Annotated in this window: 15 protein-coding genes and 1 riboswitch; of the genes, 13 read left to right on the forward strand and 2 right to left on the reverse strand. The window is 42.5% G+C overall.

Translation table 11 applies throughout. The features are described from left to right. The first annotated feature begins 158 nt into the window (after positions 1-158). The 12 genes from sufB (at position 159) to BK582_RS09420 (ending at position 13,616) form a co-directional block, all read left to right on the forward strand. Positions 159-1,556 carry a Fe-S cluster assembly protein SufB gene (gene sufB / locus BK582_RS09365; RefSeq protein ID WP_078594563.1) on the forward strand — a complete coding sequence of 466 codons (1,398 nt, stop codon included), beginning with the start codon at positions 159-161 and terminating at the stop codon, positions 1,554-1,556. Between the two features lie 269 nt (positions 1,557-1,825). Then, positions 1,826-2,380 (forward strand): tyrosine-type recombinase/integrase, encoded by a 555-nt coding sequence (locus BK582_RS09370; RefSeq protein ID WP_078594565.1) that lies wholly within the window; start codon positions 1,826-1,828, stop codon positions 2,378-2,380. Positions 2,381-2,745: 365 nt separating this feature from the next. Further along, positions 2,746-3,594, forward strand: a complete 849-nt coding sequence (locus tag BK582_RS09375; RefSeq protein ID WP_078594567.1) for a DUF72 domain-containing protein — start codon at positions 2,746-2,748, stop codon at positions 3,592-3,594. A gap of 138 nt (positions 3,595-3,732) precedes the next feature. Beyond that, positions 3,733-4,554 carry a sulfite exporter TauE/SafE family protein gene (locus tag BK582_RS09380; protein WP_078594569.1) on the forward strand — a complete coding sequence of 274 codons (822 nt, stop codon included), beginning with the start codon at positions 3,733-3,735 and terminating at the stop codon, positions 4,552-4,554. A 129-nt stretch (positions 4,555-4,683) separates the two neighbouring features. After that, entirely contained in the window at positions 4,684-6,090 is a 1,407-nt protein-coding gene (locus BK582_RS09385; RefSeq protein WP_078594571.1) for a bifunctional metallophosphatase/5'-nucleotidase, read from the forward strand. Between the two features lie 99 nt (positions 6,091-6,189). After that, positions 6,190-6,492, forward strand: coding sequence for a YunC family protein (locus tag BK582_RS09390; RefSeq protein WP_078594573.1), 303 nt, complete (start codon positions 6,190-6,192; stop codon positions 6,490-6,492). A 79-nt stretch (positions 6,493-6,571) separates the two neighbouring features. After that, entirely contained in the window at positions 6,572-7,675 is a 1,104-nt protein-coding gene (locus BK582_RS09395) for an HD-GYP domain-containing protein (RefSeq protein ID WP_078594576.1), read from the forward strand. A gap of 63 nt (positions 7,676-7,738) precedes the next feature. Continuing rightward, a complete protein-coding gene (locus BK582_RS09400) occupies positions 7,739-8,533 on the forward strand; it encodes a thymidylate synthase (RefSeq protein ID WP_078594578.1) in 795 nt (264 codons plus the stop codon). Then, the gene (locus BK582_RS09405) at positions 8,530-9,018 is read left to right on the forward strand and encodes a dihydrofolate reductase (protein ID WP_078594581.1); all 489 of its coding nucleotides are present in this window, start codon (positions 8,530-8,532) and stop codon (positions 9,016-9,018) included. Before BK582_RS09400 ends, BK582_RS09405 begins: the two co-directional genes overlap by 4 nt. Positions 9,019-9,135: 117 nt before the next feature. Next, positions 9,136-10,002: a sporulation protein YunB gene (gene yunB / locus BK582_RS09410; RefSeq protein WP_078594583.1), complete on the forward strand. Its 867-nt coding sequence runs from the start codon at positions 9,136-9,138 to the stop codon at positions 10,000-10,002. 75 nt (positions 10,003-10,077) lie between these two features. Further along, a riboswitch (Lysine riboswitch) is annotated at positions 10,078-10,257 on the forward strand. 174 nt (positions 10,258-10,431) lie between these two features. Beyond that, a complete protein-coding gene (locus BK582_RS09415; protein ID WP_078594585.1) occupies positions 10,432-12,000 on the forward strand; it encodes a Na+/H+ antiporter NhaC family protein in 1,569 nt (522 codons plus the stop codon). A 272-nt stretch (positions 12,001-12,272) separates the two neighbouring features. Then, positions 12,273-13,616 (forward strand): sodium-dependent transporter, encoded by a 1,344-nt coding sequence (locus BK582_RS09420; RefSeq protein ID WP_078594588.1) that lies wholly within the window; start codon positions 12,273-12,275, stop codon positions 13,614-13,616. Between the two features lie 91 nt (positions 13,617-13,707). On the opposite strand, the gene BK582_RS09425 is transcribed toward BK582_RS09420, so the two are convergent. Continuing rightward, positions 13,708-14,706 carry a M23 family metallopeptidase gene (locus tag BK582_RS09425; protein ID WP_078594590.1) on the reverse strand — a complete coding sequence of 333 codons (999 nt, stop codon included), beginning with the start codon at positions 14,704-14,706 and terminating at the stop codon, positions 13,708-13,710. A gap of 461 nt (positions 14,707-15,167) precedes the next feature. On the opposite strand from BK582_RS09425, the gene lipA reads away from it, so the two are divergent. After that, complete coding sequence (lipA, locus tag BK582_RS09430; protein ID WP_078594592.1) at positions 15,168-16,049, forward strand: lipoyl synthase; 882 nt, start codon at positions 15,168-15,170, stop codon at positions 16,047-16,049. 47 nt (positions 16,050-16,096) lie between these two features. On the opposite strand, the gene BK582_RS09435 is transcribed toward lipA, so the two are convergent. Beyond that, the gene (locus tag BK582_RS09435; RefSeq protein ID WP_078594594.1) at positions 16,097-16,771 is read right to left on the reverse strand and encodes a YhcN/YlaJ family sporulation lipoprotein; all 675 of its coding nucleotides are present in this window, start codon (positions 16,769-16,771) and stop codon (positions 16,097-16,099) included. Positions 16,772-16,859: the final 88 nt, after the last annotated feature.

The raw sequence follows: 16,859 nt of genomic DNA on the forward strand, positions 1-16,859 counted from the left end.
AGTTTGGCTTATGCCAAAAGATGACTTCCCTTAGCTGGTTTGGAAGTTATTATTCAGAAGCTGGCATCGCCGCGTATGACATTCAACGGACTGAACGGTTTCTGAAAACAGGAAAGTCGCCCTGACATGTGACAGTATCAATAAGGGAGGGTTTTTTCATGGCAAAAAAAATGCCTGAAATTAGTGAATATCAATACGGGTTTTCTGATAAAGATGTCTCTATTTTCCGTTCTAAAAAAGGATTGACAAAAGAGATTGTTGAAGAAATTTCCCGCATGAAAGAAGAACCAAAGTGGATGTTGGACTTCCGTCTGAAATCCCTTGAACAGTTTTATAAAATGCCTATGCCTCAATGGGGCGGGAATCTGGCTGAGCTTAATTTCGATGAGATTACGTACTACGTAAAGCCATCAGAGAAATCAGAGCGTTCATGGGATGAAGTTCCTGAGGAAATTAAAAATACGTTTGACAAACTTGGTATTCCGGAAGCCGAGCAGAAGTATCTCGCGGGTGTTTCCGCTCAGTATGAATCTGAGGTTGTTTACCACAATATGAAAGAAGAGCTTGAAGAACAAGGTATTATCTTTAAGGATACAGATACAGCTCTTAAAGAAAATGAAGACATTTTCAGGGAGCATTTCGGAACAGTTATTCCTCCATCTGACAACAAGTTCGCAGCGCTGAACTCTGCTGTATGGTCAGGAGGATCCTTTATCTACATTCCAAAAGGGATTAAAACAGATACACCATTACAGGCTTACTTCCGTATTAACTCTGAAAATATGGGACAGTTTGAGCGTACGCTCATCATCGCTGATGAAGACAGCTCTGTACACTATGTAGAAGGCTGTACAGCTCCTGTTTATACAACAAACTCACTGCACAGTGCAGTTGTTGAAATCATTGTTAAAAAGGATGCATACTGCCGTTATACAACAATTCAGAACTGGGCGCCAAACGTATTCAACCTTGTTACTAAGCGTGCGGTAGCGGAAGAAAACGCAGTGATGGAATGGGTTGATGGAAACATCGGTTCCAAGCTGACAATGAAGTATCCTGCAGTAGTAATGAAAGGCCGCGGTGCCCGTGGTAACGTTCTTTCTATCGCGATTGCAGGTAAAGGGCAGCACCAGGATGCCGGTGCAAAAATGCATCATCTGGCACCTGATTGTTCTTCAACAATTGTTTCTAAATCCATCTCTAAGCACGGCGGTAAAGTAACTTACCGTGGTATCTGCCACTTCGGCCGTAAATCTCAGGGATCTAAAGCTAATATCGAGTGTGATACGTTAATTATGGATAATCAGTCAACTTCTGATACTATCCCTTATAACGAAATCCTCAACAACGATATTACTCTTGAACACGAAGCGACTGTATCCAAAGTATCTGAAGAGCAGCTCTTCTATCTGATGAGCCGCGGAGTTTCAGAGCAGGAAGCAACAGAAATGATCGTAATGGGCTTCATTGAGCCATTCACTAAAGAGCTTCCAATGGAATATGCAGTTGAGATGAACCGTCTTATCAAGTTCGAGATGGAAGGTTCTATCGGTTAATTTTAACCAATAATATAACTAAGCGGATCTGCCTCTGGCAGATTCGCTTTTTTGCGTTCCGCTTGTTAACAATTATGTCCTGATATCTGATGGCTGCAGGTTTTTTTGATGTTATCCCTTCAGACGTTTCCTTGACGTTATAATATCTTTTCTAATTAATTGATATGTTACTTAAAGTGGTGATAAGATACATTATGTAACTTCGTTTCTTCTTTCTAACTTTTATTTTCTTGTGTATAATAAGCGAGTGATTAAGGGGGGGACGGCGCATGGAGTTTGTTGATGCGATTCGTGACGTAAAAAAAATTGAGCAAATAAAAGCAAAGTTAAAAGAACGCTCCATTCGGGATTATCTGCTTTTTGTAATAGGAGTTAATACGGGCCTCAGAATCAGTCAATTGCTGAAGCTGAAATTAAATGACGTACTGACTGCAGAAAGAGAACCAGCGAGAGTTTTATATATATCGCCGGATGAGCGTGGAATATATTTAAACAGAAATGTAAGGAACGCGTTAAGCCATTTTCTTGAGAAGAAAGAACTCTCCAGAGAAGACTATTTATTTACTTCAACCAAAAAAGGGGAACCTATAACGAGACAGCATGCTTACAGGATTGTTAAGCAAGCAGCTGCAGAAGCAGGGATACATGAGCACATTGGAACCCACACCTTAAGAAAAACATTCGGATATCATGCGTTCAGAAAGGGAGTATCATTAGCACTATTACAAGAGCGGTTTCATCATGCTACTCCTTCGGAAACACTCAGATACATTGGGGCAAAAAAAGAAGATGTCACTATACCTATGATTGATGTAAATCTCTAAAAGATTATTGGCGAATATTCACTTCAAGATTAACCTCCAAGCAGTGTGCCGGGGGTTTTACAGACAGTTATATGGGATAAAAGGAAACCGGGGATTTCCCCGGTTTTTTCTATTCTCTGAAAATGGTGTATTATTTATTGTGGCGGCTCCATGTAGTTTCAACAATTTCATTAACAGGTAATTTATACTGCAGGTAGAAAAGGACCTAAAATGAAGCTAGGGCGTCCCGTATGCCCAAACTCCTGGAAAAACATGGAGAAAGGTCACACAAGAACGTCCGCATGGTACATGTATGCCATCTGCACGCCACCCGCACATCATAACCAACAAAAATAAAATATAAAATAAAAAACGGAGGAGATAGAATGATCTGGACAGGATTAGCAGGCTGGGGAGACCATGACTCCTTATATCATGATCTGAAATCCACTGCTGATAAGCTCAGCCAGTATGCCGGGCACTTCCCAATTGTGGAACTGGATGCATCTTTTTATGCGGTACAGCCCGAACGTAATATGAATAAATGGGTTAATGATACGCCAGAGTCATTTCAGTTTGTCGTAAAAGCTTATCAGGGAATGACAGGACATCAGCGGGGAGAAATTCCCTTCGATTCAAAAGAGGAGATGTTTGAAGCTTTTAAAAAGTCACTTGAGCCCATGAGAGACGCAGGAAAGCTTGCCATGGTTCTGCTGCAATTTCCACCTTGGTTCGACTGCAGGAAAGAAAACGTGGATTATCTACGCTACTCTAAAAGATTGCTGGGAGATATCCCTTCTGCTTTGGAATTCCGGCACCAGTCATGGTTTTCTCCTCAATACAGAGAGAGGACGATACAATACATGAAAGAAGACAACTGGATTCACAGCATCTGCGATGAACCGCAAGCAGGCGAGAAATCGATTCCCTTTGTGCCTGTACCAGTTGGAGATAAGACTCTCGTCCGCTTACATGGCAGAAATGTGCACGGCTGGACGAAGCCTTCCAAAGGCCAGGAATGGCGGGATGTTCGTTATCTGTATGACTACAGCGAATCAGAGCTCACCAGCCTTGCAAATAAAATACAATCTGTCGCTCAGGATACGGGGGAGGTTTTTGTGATTTTTAATAATAATTCCGGGGGGCATGCGGCAGGCAATGCCAGTAGGTTTATGGAGATTGCCGGCCTGAAATATAAGGGTCTGGCACCTCGACAAATGGACTTATTTGACTGATAATAGAGGATAGACGGGAAGTAAAAAGATAAATGTCAGATGATTATTTTCCACAGGGAATCCAATGGTAATTGTGTAATAATAAGTTAGCTTACAAATAGAATTGACAGAGTGGAAAAGTTGAAAGCAGGTTAACATATGGAATGGATAGTTTTGATTATTTTAGGGCTTGCCGCTGCAATTTTGGGCAGCATTATGGGACTTGGCGGAGGAATAATAATTGTTCCTGCTCTCATGATTCTGAGTGCGTACACAGCCTTTTTTGAGGGAATTACCCCACAGACTGCAGTTGGAACCTCTCTTCTGGTTATGATTTTCACTGGTCTGTCATCGACATTGGCTTATATGAAACAGAAGACCGTAGATTATAAAGCTGCACTGATTTTTTTCTGTGGCAGCGGACCAGGTGCTCTGTTTGGCGTCTGGCTTAATAAAGATATTAATACAAACAATTTTTTAGTCTTTTTTGGATGTTTCATAATAATCGTTTCTTTTATATTAATGGTGAGAAAATACATTAAGCCCCTGAAGAGAAGAGGAGCAGGAATTACAAGAAGTTATACTGCTCCCGGCGGGGAAACAATTACGTATGGTTTTCAGCCTTCGGTGGCAATTGCCATCTCATTTGTTGTAGGAATGTGTTCAGGGCTCTTTGGTATCGGCGGAGGATCTATGATGGTCCCGGCAATGATTCTCCTGTTCGGGTTTCCTCCTCATCTGGCAGTGGCTACCTCTATGCTGATGATATTTTTATCGGCAATTGTCAGCTCTCTTTCCCATATCTCATTGGGAAACGTGGAGTGGCTGTATGCTCTGGCGTTAATCCCAGGTGCATGGTACGGTGGTAAAATTGGGGCAGCAATTAACAGAAAAATGACAAGCCAGGCGGTCGTAAATATGCTGAGAATTTTTCTGGTCATTATAGGAATAAGGCTTATTTACCAGGGTATTACCGGGTAAAGGATTGCCCGGGAAAACACAGTCTGTTAAGAGGGTGAAAGTACCTGCCGATATAAAAATAACATGCTATACCCCTCTCTGGATGAAAATATCCGAGGGGCATATTGACTTGGATAAGGCGGTGAGATTTTGGCAGTCAAAAAGCTGCGAATACTCCATACAAATGATCTGCACAGCCAGCTGGAAAACTGGCCTTCAGTAACAGCCTGGCTTAAGGACAGAAAGAAGCAGGCAAAAATAAATGGGGAAGATGTTCTCCTTTTTGATATTGGCGACCATGCAGACAGGGCGCACCCTGTTACGGAGGGACTGCATGGGACCGGAAATGTAACTCTGTTAAATGAACTTGAATATGATGCTGTAACCATTGGCAACAACGAAGGTATGACTCTTCCTAAAGCAGAACTTAACCGTCTTTACAGCAATGCCGAATTCCCGGTAATTGTAAGTAATTTATTTGAACCCAGTGGAGAGCGGCCAGAGTGGGCGACCCCCTGGAGGATAATTACTACTCCTGGAGGCCTCAGAGTTGGTATCACAGGGGCTACTGTGCCTTTTCAGCTGTTTTATAAAACACTAGGCTGGAAAGTGGAGTATCCTTTGGAGGAACTGAGCAGAATAGCCAAGGAACTTAAACCGGAGACAGATTTGCTTATATGTCTCTCCCACTTAGGCTTATCAGAGGATGAGCAGCTTGCGGAACAAATCCCGGAGTTCGATCTCGTGCTTGGAGCCCATACTCACCACGTACTTCCGGACGGGAAAAAAATAAACAGTACCTGGATAAATCAGTGTGGACGGGGCGGCAAGTACGCCGGAGAAGTGAAAATTAATATTTATAATGAAGGCAACCTGCAGAGTAAGGCTGATATATATAAGGTTACAACTGAAAAAATGAATCTTAATCATCGGGATGACAAGACTGATAAACTGATAAGTGAACTGGCTGTTCAGGCTGACAGGAATATGAGTAAAAAAATTATAGATCTGCCCGAGTCTCTTAATTCAGACTGGTATTCCCCGGCATCTCTGGCAACTCTTCTTGCAGAAGGCCTTACAGAATGGTGTGATGCTGAAATAAGTATGGTGAATGCGGGAGTTTTACTTGATGGCCTTCCTGAAGGCCTCGTTACTTATAAAGATATTCACCGAATATGCCCTCATCCAATAAACCCGGCTGCAGTACGGATTTCCGGTGAAAAGTTACTGGAAATTATCAGACAGGCGAGAAAAAAGGAAATGGTCGAATTTGCGTTAAAGGGTTTTGGCTTCCGGGGGAAAATTCTTGGCGCAATGGTATTTGATAAAATAGAAGTACCGGAGAATAAGTCATACATAAGTGAAGAGGATGTATTTATAAACGGTGAAAAACTTTCCCGGTCAAGGAAATATAAGCTGGCTACACTGGATATGTTTACTTTCGGCCATTTGTACCCAGCGATAAGTTCCATCACAGAGAAGGAATATTATATGCCGGAATTTCTCCGTGATGTGTTAATATGGAAACTAAAAGAACAATATCCTGAACCAGAATAAACTTACCTGCCACGTCTGGACATACACCTTTTCTTTCCCAGGCTCATAGTTTGATTTAAGGTTCCCCTTATAATCAGCAGAAAGAAAGAGGTGTAAATAATGGTGGAGGTAAAACCGCTTTTTATTGAAGGGAAGCCGTTTACAGCAGTTTCAGTCCAGCTTCCCAAAACTAATCTTTTAATGGTATCTAACGAAACCGGCTATATCATGTGTGGAGCACTCGATGTGAATTTGCTGAACGAGAAATTACAGGGTCGTAAAATAATTGCAGGCAGAGCCACAGGTGTCAGGTCTATTGAGGATCTGCTGGCTGCACCACTGGAATTAGTAACAGTCGAGGCGGAGAAAAAAGGAATTTTTCAAGGAATGACAGGAAAAGACGCGCTGCTAAAAATGGCGTAAGGATAGATCCGCAGCTCCTTTCAAGCTGGCATAGGGAGGGGCTGCTGTTAAGTGCCTAAGAAAAAGGACGGGGGATCATATGAGATTACGGTCAATCAACGCGCTGAAAGATAATGATTGTCTGGCAAAAGCAATTTATAACGAAAATGGACAAGTATTGCTGCATAAAGGAGTCGTCCTGACTAAAGGGATGATTGAAAAAATGAAGGCTAAAGGAATCACTTTTGTTTATATAGAAGATGCCCTGACGGATGATTTATATATTAAAGAAGGTGTAAGTGAAAAAACGAGACAGGAGTCGATTCATACGATTCAGTCTAATTTCCGGACTATTTCTGAAGAAATAGTATTGGGAAAATCAATAGATATGGATAAACTGGAGCCTTCCTTTTCCTCTGTAGTTAAGAATATACTTAGTGACATTCGGGAGAATAAAGAAGCGATTTCAATGCTTTCAGATGCTTTTAGCTATGATACATATATTTTTCGTCATTCCTTAAATGTTACTATTTATTCTCTTGCTTTAGGAAAAAAGTATGGATTGAGCGAGAAGCAGCTGGAAGAGCTGGGCATGGGGGCGATCCTTCACGATATAGGTAAAATCGCAATCCCTGAAAAAATCCTCAATAAAAAAGAAACACTAACAGATGATGAATTTAAATTAATTCAGGAACACCCTGAAATAGGGTTCGATCTGCTAAGGAAATCCCATACGATTTCCTTACTGGCTGCTCATTGTGCCTACCAGCACCATGAAAGAATAGATGGCTCAGGATATCCCCGGGGACTGAAAGGGAAGGATATTCATCTTTATGCCAAATTAATCGGGGTAGCAGACGTTTTCGAAGCAGTGACAGGAAACAGAGTATACCGGAATGCAAAGCTTCCCCATGAGACACTCGAGCTTCTTTATTCTGGCGTGAATACTTTATTCGACAAGGATATTGTGGAGGCTTTTGCAAAAACAATAGCTATTTATCCAGTGGGGCTGGAAGTGACTTTAAGTGACGGACGTACAGGGGTTGTTGCAAAGCAAAACGGAGATTTTACTTCCAGGCCTGTGATCCGGGTGACTAAAGAGAAGGGAAAGGAAGTTGCCCCTTATGAAGTGGATCTTATGAAAACGCTGAATGTCACCATCTCTTCCTGTGAAACATCACTTTCTCAGGAAGAAGCCTCCTAAAATAATAATTAAAGTAAGACAGAAAAATAAAAAACAAATTAACTAACTGAAAGGGTGGTTTCTGTGCAGCAGTACCTCGACTTATGCAGGCATGTCCTGGAAAATGGAACGGAAAAAGAAGACAGAACCGGCACGGGGACAATCAGCACCTTCGGCTACCAGATGCGCTTCGATCTGAATGAAGGATTTCCGGTGCTGACTACGAAAAAACTGGCGCTCCGTGCTATTATCCATGAGCTCCTGTGGTTTATTAAAGGAGACACAAATATTAAGTACCTTCAGGAAAACAATGTCAGGATATGGAACGAATGGGCTGATGAAAATGGTGACCTTGGCCCTGTGTACGGTAAGCAATGGCGTTCCTGGCCGGATCCTGATGGAGGAACAATCGACCAGCTTGGCAAAATTATTAATGAGATTAAAAGCAACCCTGATTCCCGCAGACTAATAGTGAACTCCTGGAATGTTGCAGACCTTGATAAAATGGCGCTTGCTCCCTGCCATTGCCTGTTCCAGTTTTATGTAGCTGACGGTAAGCTGTCCTGCCAGCTCTATCAGCGAAGCGCGGATCTTTTCCTTGGTGTGCCGTTTAACATAGCCTCCTATGCTTTGCTGACAATGATGGTCGCTCAGGAATGTGAGCTTGAATTAGGTGAGTTTATCCATACTTTCGGAGATGTTCACATATATAGGAATCATATTGAGCAGGTGAATCTTCAGCTTACGAGGGATCCGCGGCCGCTGCCGGAGATGAAACTAAATCCGGATATAAAGAAAATCGAGGACTTTACAATAGAAGATTTTGAGTTAACGGGATACGACCCGCACCCTCACATTAAAGGCGAGGTGTCTGTATGATTTCTATGGTAGTAGCGATGGATGAAAACAGAGTAATTGGTAAGGACGGGGACTTGCCATGGCACCTTCCGAATGACCTGAAATTTTTTAAACGGGTAACAACAGGACATACAATTATAATGGGGCGTAAAACTCATGAATCTATCGGAAGGCCTCTGCCTGACAGGCGGAATATCGTGGTAACAACCCAGCAATCATATGCACCTGAGGGCGTGGAAGTGCTTCATTCACTGGATGAAGTGAAACAATTTGCCGACAAAAAAGAAGAAGAGTTCTTTTTAATAGGTGGAGAAACATTGTTCAGGCAGCTCCTGCCAGTAACGGGCAGAATTTATCTGACAGTCATTCATGATGAATTTGAAGGGGACACGTATTTTCCGGAAATATCAGAAGATGAGTGGGAAGTGGTTTCCTCTGAAAAAGGGGAGACTGACGAGAAAAATATTTATGAGCATACCTTCCTTGTTTATGAAAGGAAGAAATAATGGATGTAAAAACCATAGTCAGCAAGTGCTCCGCAGACCAGAGGCCGTTGCCTCTGGTTTTTTTGTGAAAGAAGATGTCCTTTCCTGCATATGATTGTGCAGAAGGGGGATTTTGTTATGAGAAAGTTTCGTGCATTTAAAGCCCGGCCTCGTCCGAAAAAAAGAAAAGGTCCGTTACCCTTCCGCTATGTTTTCATCATATCGCTGCTGATTTTCAGCTTTATGACAGTACAGGGACTGATAATTGTTGAGAAAGGGATCAGGCCAACCCTTTTAACAATTGCCAAAACAGAGACCCAGAGAATCGGGACATTAGCTATTAATGATGCAATCTCGAAAAAAATACTTGAGGAATCCGGGATGGAAAACCTTATAGAATTCGATACAGACAATCAAGGAAATATACAGTCAGTAAGATTTAACACAGTCATTTATAATTATGTCCTGCGGGAAACAGTAAAGCGGGTTCAGGATTATTTAAATGATATAGAACACGGCAGGGTCAGGGATATCAGCCTTCCTACAGATGTAGATATAAACAGTGAAGGAGCTACATTCTCGGAAGACGGCATTATTCATATGATCCCATTAGGGCAGGCTACAAATAATGCCCTCCTCGCCCATCTGGGGCCGAGGGTGCCTGTAAGACTGTCGGCAATTGGCGAAGTGAAAGCTGACTTTAGCCAGGAAGTTATTAATACCGGGATTAATAATACGTTTATTAGTTTAGCTGTAGACATAACTGCTGACGTGAAGGTAGTTATTCCCTTTGCTACTGATACCGAAGTCGTGAAGACTTCTATTCCGGTAGCAACAGTCTGGCTCCCCGGAGAAGTTCCGGAATTTTACAGTACTGGTGGCGATGGCCCTGTTCCTGCTATTATTCCAAAACCTTCACCTGAGGGTGCAGACGAGGAGGCGGGCACGTGGGAAACAGCGGAGTTAGAACTGCTTGAAGAGCTGGAAAAAGAGGAAAATAATTAAGGTTGTTCTTTTCGGGAGTATTTGATAAAATAAACCTCGGTTTGATAATTTAATAAAAGTTGTGCCTCATCGTTCCGGTGAGGTAGAGGCGCGGAATTTATCAGTATGAAGCAGGAGTCTGGACGGCTGTGATTGCTTCTGAAAGGGAATTCTGCCGAAGCAGGGTTATCCATCCAGGATACCTTAGCTGGGGCTGTATTTAAGAGATGCAGCACTGTCACTCTGTTTGATTTGGAGTGGAGGACTACTTACCTGTATACGGTGGGAAATCGATTTGTTAATGAGACAATGACAAGCGGATTTTTCCCTTGTCATTTTTTTTGTGCTATTAAATAGTTCTTGCTCCAGTCCGTTGTGTACTAAATAATTATCAAGCTGAACAAGCTATTATGAAAATACAGTCTAAGAGAATTAAGGGAGGATTTAAGAATGGAACATGGTGTGTTGTCATTACTGCCGCCAATTTTGGCGCTTGTAATGGTTATTATTACTAGGCGCGTTCTGCTGTCTCTGGGAATCGGAATCATTGTAGGTGCTTTAATGGTGAACCAGGGGGAGGAAGCGTTTATAAACGAAACTCTTTCTCAAATTCTGTCTATAGTAACAGGAATTTTCTGGTCTGAGGGAGGAGTGAACACGTGGGAATTTTATATTATTTTGTTTTTATTAATTCTGGGTGTCATTGCTGCACTGATTACTTTAACAGGGGGAAGCAGAGCTTTCGGGGAATGGGCGTTAAACAGGGTTAAAACACGAATTGGTGCCCAGTTTGTTTCCGCCTTTCTCGGGATAATTATCTTTATTGATGATTACTTTAACAGTCTGACAGTAGGTAATGTCAGCAGACCTCTTACAGACAGACATAAAATATCAAGAGCAAAGCTTGCCTATATTGTTGACTCTACAGCGGCGCCTATGTGCGTTATAGCGCCATTGTCAAGCTGGGGAGCATACATCATTACTATTATCGGGGGCATACTCATCACACATGGAGTTACCCAGTATGAAGCGTTACAGGCATTCTTATTAATCGCACCAATGAATTTTTACGCTATTTTTGCTATTCTTCTTGTTTTTGCGGTTGCTTATTTCAAACTTGATCTGGGGCCAATGCGCACTCATGAAATGCGTGCTCTCGAAACAGGGGAACTCACGGACAAGGCAAAGGGCCCTGTTCCAGGGGATGCGGAAGATACAAAACCAGCTGTCGAAGGAAGGACTGGAGACCTGATCTGGCCAATAGTAACTCTTATCGCAGCGACAGTTGTGTTTATGATAGTTACAGGCATACAGGGTACAGAAGGACAGGCAGGCCTTCTGGCAACGTTTGAAAATACAGATGTCGCTGCATCACTGTTGTATGGCGGATTAATTGCTCTGATAGTCACAATAGCTATTGCCTTTATGAGACGCCTGCACATTAATAAAATTGGATCTGGCATCTTTGCAGGGATTAAATCCATGCTGCCTGCAATTTATATTTTAATTTTCGCCTGGACGATCATTGAAATTATCGGTGAACTAGGCACAGGGGAATACCTGGCAGGAGTAGTTAATGAGCATATTCAGATTGGATACCTTCCAGTACTTGTATTCCTGCTCGCAGGTTTCATGGCTTTCTCCACCGGGACTTCCTGGGGAACATTCGGAATTATGCTTCCTATCGCCGGAGATATGGCAGCTGCTACTGATATTTCCCTTCTGCTTCCTGTGATGGCAGCGGTTCTTGCAGGGGCAATTTTTGGCGATCATTGTTCTCCTATTTCAGATACCACTATTCTGTCATCTGCGGGGGCAGGAAGCCATCATATTGACCATGTATTAACACAGCTTCCTTATGCTTTGATAACAGCACTGATATCTTCAGCTGGATTCCTGGTATTAGGATTCAGCGGCAGCCTCCTGCTGGCACTTCTGACAGCTGCTGCGGCTTTTGTATTAATAACAGCGGCTCTGAAGTTCGGACTTCCAGTCATTTACAAGGAAAAAACAAATTAATTTAAGAAAGAGCGGTTCTGCCGCTCTTTTTGTTATTATTCAAAGAAAATATTTCCCTTTCTTTGATATAATCAGCGATATATTCAGAGTAATGTAGAATATTGCGAAAATACTTTGACAAACCGGGAAAGAATCCAATATAATGGGACCTACTAGTGATTATATTTTTGCATGACTAAAGACGGAGGAGGGCAGAATTAAAGATATACTTAACTACTAAATTGACAGAAAAATAGTAATAATCAGAGAAAAAAGAAGGGAGTGTTTTATCAATGGCAGATAGAGAACAATGGGCCTCCAAGATGGGCTTTATCTTAGCTGCGGTTGGTTCTGCAGTTGGTTTAGGTAATATCTGGCGTTTTGCATACGTTACAGGAGACAGCGGGGGAGCAGCATTTTTAATTATTTACATTGCCTGTATTATACTTATCGGTCTTCCTGTATTACTTGCTGAATTTGCGATCGGGCGAAAAACACATACCGACGCTGTAACCGCTTTTAATAAACTTACACCTGGAAAACCTTGGGTGATCGGCGGTATCATAGGTGTTTTGACCTCATTCTTAATCTTATCCTTCTATGGTGTTATCGCCGGCTGGGTGTTGCACTTCTTCTTCAGTTATCTCACTGGACAGGCTCAGGGAGTGGCAGAAGGGGGATATGCAGATTATTTCGTCAACTTTATTGGCGGATCAGCGGGGCCTGTTATCTGGCAGCTTATATTTATGGCTGTTGTTATATCAATTGTTTTCTTTGGTATTAAAAAAGGAATCGAACTTGCAAACAAAATTTTTATGCCATTATTAGCTTTAATTGTTGTTATTTTAGCAGGTTATGCTTTAACGCTCGATGGAGCTGGTGAAGGTCTTGCCTTCTTATTCAGCCCTGACTGGAGCGCTTTCGGCAACCTGGATGTTTACGCAGCTGCCGTAGGGCAGGCATTCTTTACACTCTCGCTTGGTATGGCAATTATGATTACATATGCCAGCTATCTTCCTAAGGACACACATCTTCCGAGTGCAGCTGGTACTGTAGTAACATTCGATACGCTCTTTGCAATTATTGCCGGTGTAATGATTTTCCCGGTGGTATTCACATTTGGGGTTGACCCTGCGGCAGGGCCGACGTTAATTTTTATCACGCTGCCTGAAGTATTTAATGTAATGGGCGGAATGGGAACATTCTTTGCTTTGTTGTTCTTCTTCCTGGTGGCAATCGCTGCTCTTACATCTTCCATTTCACTGCTGGAGCCAAGTGTTTCCTGGCTGATGCATCAGTTTAAGTGGAACAGGAAAAAAGCAACGTTGACTGCAGGTATTCTGGTTGCTATCCTTGGAATTCCGTCTGCGTTAAGTCAGGGAGGACCACTTTCAGATTTTACTATCGCAGGTCTGCCTTTCCTGGATGCAATAGATACATTAACAGACAGATATACCCTTCCTCTTGGCGGGTTAATCATCGCGTTGTTTGTAGGCTGGGGCTGGAATCAAGTTGATGCTCTCAGAGAGACTGGCTTAACAGATTCGGTGTTAGGAACTCTCTGGCTTTGGTTCCTTCGTATTATAGCTCCACTTGGAATTCTGTGGATTCTGCTTATAAACTTCGGTCTGTTTTAGAATTTAAGTAACACAAAAAAGGCTGTCCTGTATGGTCACTTTCCAGTGATGATACGGGGGCAGCCTTTTTTGATTAACCTAGAAGCAGAACTTATTTTTTATTCCTTTCGATTCGTTCCCATGCTCTCAAGTTAGGGTATGGGTCAAAAGACCACTCAAAAGCACCGTTATCTTTATACATTCCATAATGTAAGTGAGGCGGGAATTTTCCCTGGGTTCCAGGTTTTCCATACCCGGAACTCCCCACATATCCAATTACTGTACCTGGTTCAACGATAGTGCCTCGTTCCATGCCTTTTTCAAAACTGCTGAGGTGAGCGTAATAATGGTAAACATTATTTGTATCGCGAATTCCTACTCTCCAGCCCCCATATTTATTCCAGCCTTTTAATTCAACAATTCCATAAGTTGTCGAGCGTACCGGGGTCCCGTAACCTGCAAAGATATCAGTACCCTCGTGAATTCTTCTTCCGCCCCAGCCTCTCGAATCGCCCCAGGTGCTTCGGTAGCTGTAGTTATAATTTAATGGAACAGGAAAGGCACGGTCTCTCAGATCAAGGGTACCAAAAGTATTATAAATTTTACCATAACCCGTAATCAGCTCAACTGCTTTATCCCTTTGATAATAATCCCAGATAGCAATTCTTAAATTCTCCTCTCCGGGACCGAACTGGGAAAGCTGTTCGACAAAGGTATGTAAAACGTCCTCGTCGTCATTAATGTCAGCTTTTCCATCACCGTTTCCGTCAAGGCCTTTCCCTCCGAAAAGGGAGATGGATACCTCATCCGTATCTTCCTGGTCCGGGTTCTGCGCTCCAGTCCACTCTTCAGTAGTAAAGTAAAAGGCAATAAAACCATTTTCCTGCGGGAGATCGTTTCTTGCCTGTCTTAGCCCTCTTTCATAGCTGTCTGCTGCAGCTATGTAATACCAGGGGATATGTGAAACAGCTTCCGCCTTTTGATATAATGCCATTCTTTCTTTATAAACTTCCTCAGAGGTCAGCTCCTGTACCTTTGAAGCAGAATAGTGAAAGGGAAGGATAAATAAAAGTGGAATGACAATAAGCATTGTTTTTACCCAAATTTTCATTGTTGACTGCTTCTCCTTTCCTGTTTTATCCCGATGTAACCGTCCGTAAATCTCCCACCTGAAAACATGAGTGGAAGCGAAGACGTTCAGGTGGGAGATAACGGACGATAACATCACGATTGGTTCAACTAACAATCAGAGGAAGATGCCCCCACTGATTGAAGGTTCACTTTATCCGCATACTTAGTGTACGGTAATCCACTATGAATCCATTCCGGGAAATAGTGGAAAAGGCAAGGCGTGGCTTTAGAACAGAACCTTTGAGATTTCGGGCTTTTCATGATAAAGTAACAAGTGGCAGAACAGTTTATCCCGATGTAACCGTCCGTAAAACTCCCGCCTCAAAACATGAGTGGAAGCGAAGATGTTCAGGCGGAAGAAAACGGGCGATAATGACAGGATATTAGATAGCAAATCCATTAAACTAAGTAGTATACTGTAACTGACAGGAGCGTGGAAAAATGGCGAAAAAAGAAGAGTATATCAGGAAGCCTGACTGGCTGAAAATAAAACTTAACACGAATGAATCTTATACCGGTTTAAAGAAAATGATGAGAGAGAAAAAACTACATACTGTATGTGAGGAAGCGAAATGCCCTAATATTCATGAATGCTGGGCTGAAAGAAAAACAGCTACTTTCATGATTCTTGGTGATGTTTGTACGAGAGCCTGCCGTTTCTGCGCTGTAAAAACCGGACTTCCCAATGAACTTGACAGACAGGAGCCGGAAAGAGTTGCAGAATCCGTGAAACTAATGGGATTAAAGCATGCAGTTATTACAGCGGTAGCCCGTGACGATCTGAAAGACGGGGGAGCAGAAATTTTTGCTGAGACAGTCAGAGCGATCAGACGGTCCAGTCCATTTACAACAGTCGAAGTGCTTCCTTCTGACATGGGCGGAAAAGAAGAGAACCTTCGTATTTTAATGGATGCACGCCCTAACATTTTAAACCATAATATCGAAACTGTAAGAAGCCTGACACCAAGAGTACGGGCAAGAGCCACATACGAAAGATCTCTGGAATTCCTCAGACGGGCAAAGGAAATGCAGCCTAAGATTCCTACTAAATCAAGCCTGATGATTGGTTTAGGAGAAACAAAAGAAGAGATCATCCAGACAATGGACGACCTCCGGGCAGTAGACGTGGATATTATGACGATCGGCCAGTATTTACAGCCTACAAAGAAACACTTAAAGATCAAAAAATACTGGACACCTGAGGAATTTAATGAACTCAGGGATATTGCATTCAGTAAAGGGTTTAAGCATTGTGAAGCAGGTCCGCTCGTTCGCTCTTCCTATCATGCGGATGAACAGGTTAACGCGGCTGAGCAGGCATAAAAAGAAAGTCACTTTCCTTCATGCAGGGAAAGTGACTTTTTATATTATTAATTTTCCTGCATAGAGTTGCCCTCTGTCCTTCTGTCACTGTCTGAAGTTTCATACTCAGTATTCTGAAGCATATCCGGATTAAGGTCCACTTCTTCACCTTGAGGGTACTCTTTCATTTCTTCAATGGTTTGTTCCAGTGTTTTTGCATATTCAGGTTCTCTTGGAGACAGCCCCTGAAATCTCTTAATGTCCTGAATTAAGCCAGGGTTATCAGCTACATACACATCGAAATAAGCAGGAACAATGGACAGGGCGGTCTTTTTCACCTGAGTAGCTACAAAATCACGATCCTCTGAAGGAGTATCGTAAGCCATCAGCACATGCTGGTCTGTAACCAATACTGCCACTTCATTTAAGTATGGATTTAAAGCAGCCATCTGGCTGATAGTCTGTGCCATCAGCGACCTGTCATAAACAGCATAACCAGCCGCTTCCTGGCCGCTTAATGCAGTATCTCTTGTCTGGTGGTCAAACCCAAACCTGTTATATTTATCAAATTCAGAATTGGCCCTTCTGTTTATGACCAAATTACTGTCAGGCTGCCTGTATCCCTGGAACAGATCGAATTGCTGCCCCTGTGCCCCTCCGGCGTTATTTTCAGCTCCGCACCCTGTAACTGCAAATGACATGCAGAGTAACCCGATCATACATTTAATTGATCCCTTTTTCATTTTATACCACCTCCTGTTCAGTAGGTTTTCCGAACGAAGGAAGAAAAATGGTGGTAATTTGTGCCTCAGGATAATAATCAATATTGAA

This window comes from Evansella clarkii (assembly GCF_002019695.1).
GTDB classification, from domain to species: Bacteria; Bacillota; Bacilli; order Bacillales; family Salisediminibacteriaceae; genus Evansella; species Evansella clarkii.

Excerpts from the sequence above, each read along its gene's own strand:
- BK582_RS09405 (WP_078594581.1), top strand. The coding sequence starts at position 8,530 with ATGATTTCTATGGTAGTAGCGATGGATGAAAACAGAGTAATTGGTAAG.
- BK582_RS09390 (WP_078594573.1), top strand. The coding sequence starts at position 6,190 with ATGGTGGAGGTAAAACCGCTTTTTATTGAAGGGAAGCCGTTTACAGCA.
- BK582_RS09420 (WP_078594588.1), top strand. The coding sequence starts at position 12,273 with ATGGCAGATAGAGAACAATGGGCCTCCAAGATGGGCTTTATCTTAGCT.
- BK582_RS09375 (WP_078594567.1), top strand. The coding sequence starts at position 2,746 with ATGATCTGGACAGGATTAGCAGGCTGGGGAGACCATGACTCCTTATAT.
- BK582_RS09425 (WP_078594590.1), bottom strand. The coding sequence starts at position 14,706 with ATGAAAATTTGGGTAAAAACAATGCTTATTGTCATTCCACTTTTATTT.
- sufB (WP_078594563.1), top strand. The coding sequence starts at position 159 with ATGGCAAAAAAAATGCCTGAAATTAGTGAATATCAATACGGGTTTTCT.
- BK582_RS09395 (WP_078594576.1), top strand. The coding sequence starts at position 6,572 with ATGAGATTACGGTCAATCAACGCGCTGAAAGATAATGATTGTCTGGCA.
- BK582_RS09370 (WP_078594565.1), top strand. The coding sequence starts at position 1,826 with ATGGAGTTTGTTGATGCGATTCGTGACGTAAAAAAAATTGAGCAAATA.
- lipA (WP_078594592.1), top strand. The coding sequence starts at position 15,168 with ATGGCGAAAAAAGAAGAGTATATCAGGAAGCCTGACTGGCTGAAAATA.
- yunB (WP_078594583.1), top strand. The coding sequence starts at position 9,136 with ATGAGAAAGTTTCGTGCATTTAAAGCCCGGCCTCGTCCGAAAAAAAGA.
- BK582_RS09435 (WP_078594594.1), bottom strand. The coding sequence starts at position 16,771 with ATGAAAAAGGGATCAATTAAATGTATGATCGGGTTACTCTGCATGTCA.
- BK582_RS09380 (WP_078594569.1), top strand. The coding sequence starts at position 3,733 with ATGGAATGGATAGTTTTGATTATTTTAGGGCTTGCCGCTGCAATTTTG.
- BK582_RS09415 (WP_078594585.1), top strand. The coding sequence starts at position 10,432 with ATGGAACATGGTGTGTTGTCATTACTGCCGCCAATTTTGGCGCTTGTA.